This window comes from Actinopolymorpha sp. B17G11 (genome assembly GCF_040196095.1).
In the GTDB taxonomy this organism is placed as follows: Bacteria; Actinomycetota; Actinomycetes; order Propionibacteriales; family Actinopolymorphaceae; genus Thermasporomyces.
In genome coordinates this window covers 1-1,892 of sequence record NZ_JBEFTW010000093.1, presented here as the reverse complement: position 1 = coordinate 1,892, position 1,892 = coordinate 1, and the positions used below count along the sequence as shown (strand labels likewise).

The following is a 1,892-nucleotide window of genomic DNA, read 5'->3' as shown; positions in this document are numbered from 1 at the left end:
TGTCGCGGCAGGCCGCGTCCAGAGAGAACCGCGGTTGGTAGCCGAGAAACGTCCGCGCCCTCGCGATGGAGAGCAGGCCGGCGCGCCCGGGCAGGGGTTCGCGCAGCTGCGGAAGCAGTTCCGGCCGGTGTTGGGCGACGATCTCCAAGGTCGGCTCTGGTGCCCGCGTGTCCGCCGCCGCGAGGGTGATGGGAACGTGAACCACTGTTTCCACCAGTGCCGCCTTCGTGATCCCCTGCGTCACGTCGAGGACGTGCACCCACTGGAACAGGTCGTCAGCCCACTCCGTGGTCGGAGCAAGCCCAGCGTCCAGTGCCGTGTCGTAGGTTGACTCCGGCCAGACACCGGCAAAACGCAGGTTGACCGCCTCGATGCCGAACGCCCGGTCGAAGGTCGCGCCGAGCAGTTCGGTGGCGGCCTTGCTCATGCTGTACGGATCTTCCGGAGTGACAGGTTCGTCCTCGGTGAGCGGCAGACAGCGGCGCTGTGGCGGTTGACCACTGACCCGCCAGAAGAACGTCCCGAACGCGTTGATGCTCGACGCGTTGACGATCCGCCGTACGCCGACCGTCCGGGCCTGGTCGAACACGTGGAAGGTCCCGACGATGTTCGTCATCACCGTTGCCTTGGCGTCCTCCCACTCACCCGTCGGGCGGCCGGCGAGATGGATCACCACCTCGACACCGGCGAAAGCGCTCCGGAGTCCTTGTTCGTCGAGGATGTCGGTCTGGTGGTACGGCCAGGTGGGCGACAGCGGCACTCGTCTGCGTCCTCCCGGCGCCGTGGGATCGAAGATCGTCGCATCCTCGGGGGCGACATTGTCGAGGAGGACGAGATCGTGGTCGGTTTCGAGGGCAGTCGTGACGTATCGGCCGAGCCACCCGGCGGCGCCGGTGATCGCGATCCTCATGCGGCCCACGTCCAGTCGACCGCCGCGGCGACAGGTTCGAGCCGGCCCGCGGAAACGCGGCGCATCAACCGGGCCGCCTCATCAGGACTCCCGGCGACGGTGCCGAGGAGTTGCTCCGACGGCATCGCGCCATCGCGCATGAGACCGAGGGTGGCCTCGACCCGAGTGCTCGTGATCCCGGAGACGAAGTGAACGGTGAGCTCGCGCTGCTGCAGGACGGCCATGTCTCCCCACGCCGTCACGCCGTCGGGCGAGTGTCCGCTGTAGACGACCTGGCCGGTACGACGCGGAAGCGACGGAATGTACATGTCGAAGGCCTCGGCGTTCTGGACGGTGTCGATGACGGCGGACGGATCGAACCTCGCGACGGTCGCTTCGACGTCTGTCGCCCTCGCGTCCGCCGTCGCGAACCCCGCCTCGTGGAGGGTGTCCAGGCGCGACCGGTGCCGGCCCGCCACCAGCACGTCGAAGCCGCGGGCCCGACACGCGAACGCCGCGGATGCCCCGATCACTCCGTCGCCCACCACGAGGACATGGGCGCCGGCATCCAGGAGGAGACGGGACGCCGCTTGTAGCCCACCTGGGCGACCACCACGAACGCCGACCGCTCCGCGGGAATGCCTTCGGCATCGTAGACGTCCGCCGCTTCGGAGATCGACCGCGAAGAGTGTCCGCCCCAGGCCGATCCCACCTCGACGTAGCCGAGACCGCTCGTCGCCACGACCCGCTGCCCGATCCGGAACCCGACGACGTCGGATCCGACCTCCTCCACGACTCCGACCCGTTGGTAGCCAGGAACAGCCGGGAAGGTGATGTCGGCCCAGCCGAAGGTGCCGCGCATGACCCACTTGTCGGTACCCGTACTGACCCCCGACATCAGAGTCCGTACGAGCAACTGCCCCGGACCCACGCGCGCCAGGTCGAGCGTCGCGCACTCGATGTCACCGGGTCGCCGACACACGACAGCATCACAACTCGGCAA

Annotated in this window: 3 protein-coding genes; all 3 read right to left on the bottom strand. The window is 68.4% G+C overall.

The genetic code is table 11. The features are described 5' to 3' along the window. Positions 1-910 (bottom strand): NAD-dependent epimerase/dehydratase family protein (locus ABN028_RS35115; RefSeq protein WP_349699656.1); only part of this gene is annotated, 910 nt, incomplete at its 3' end. Continuing rightward, positions 907-1,437 (bottom strand): hypothetical protein, encoded by a 531-nt coding sequence (locus ABN028_RS35110; RefSeq protein WP_349699655.1) that lies wholly within the window; start codon positions 1,435-1,437, stop codon positions 907-909. The genes ABN028_RS35110 and ABN028_RS35115, both read right to left, overlap by 4 nt. After that, positions 1,419-1,892, bottom strand: a 474-nt coding sequence (locus tag ABN028_RS35105) for an alcohol dehydrogenase catalytic domain-containing protein (RefSeq protein WP_349699654.1), incomplete at its 5' end; no start/stop codon positions are given. The genes ABN028_RS35110 and ABN028_RS35105, both read right to left, overlap by 19 nt.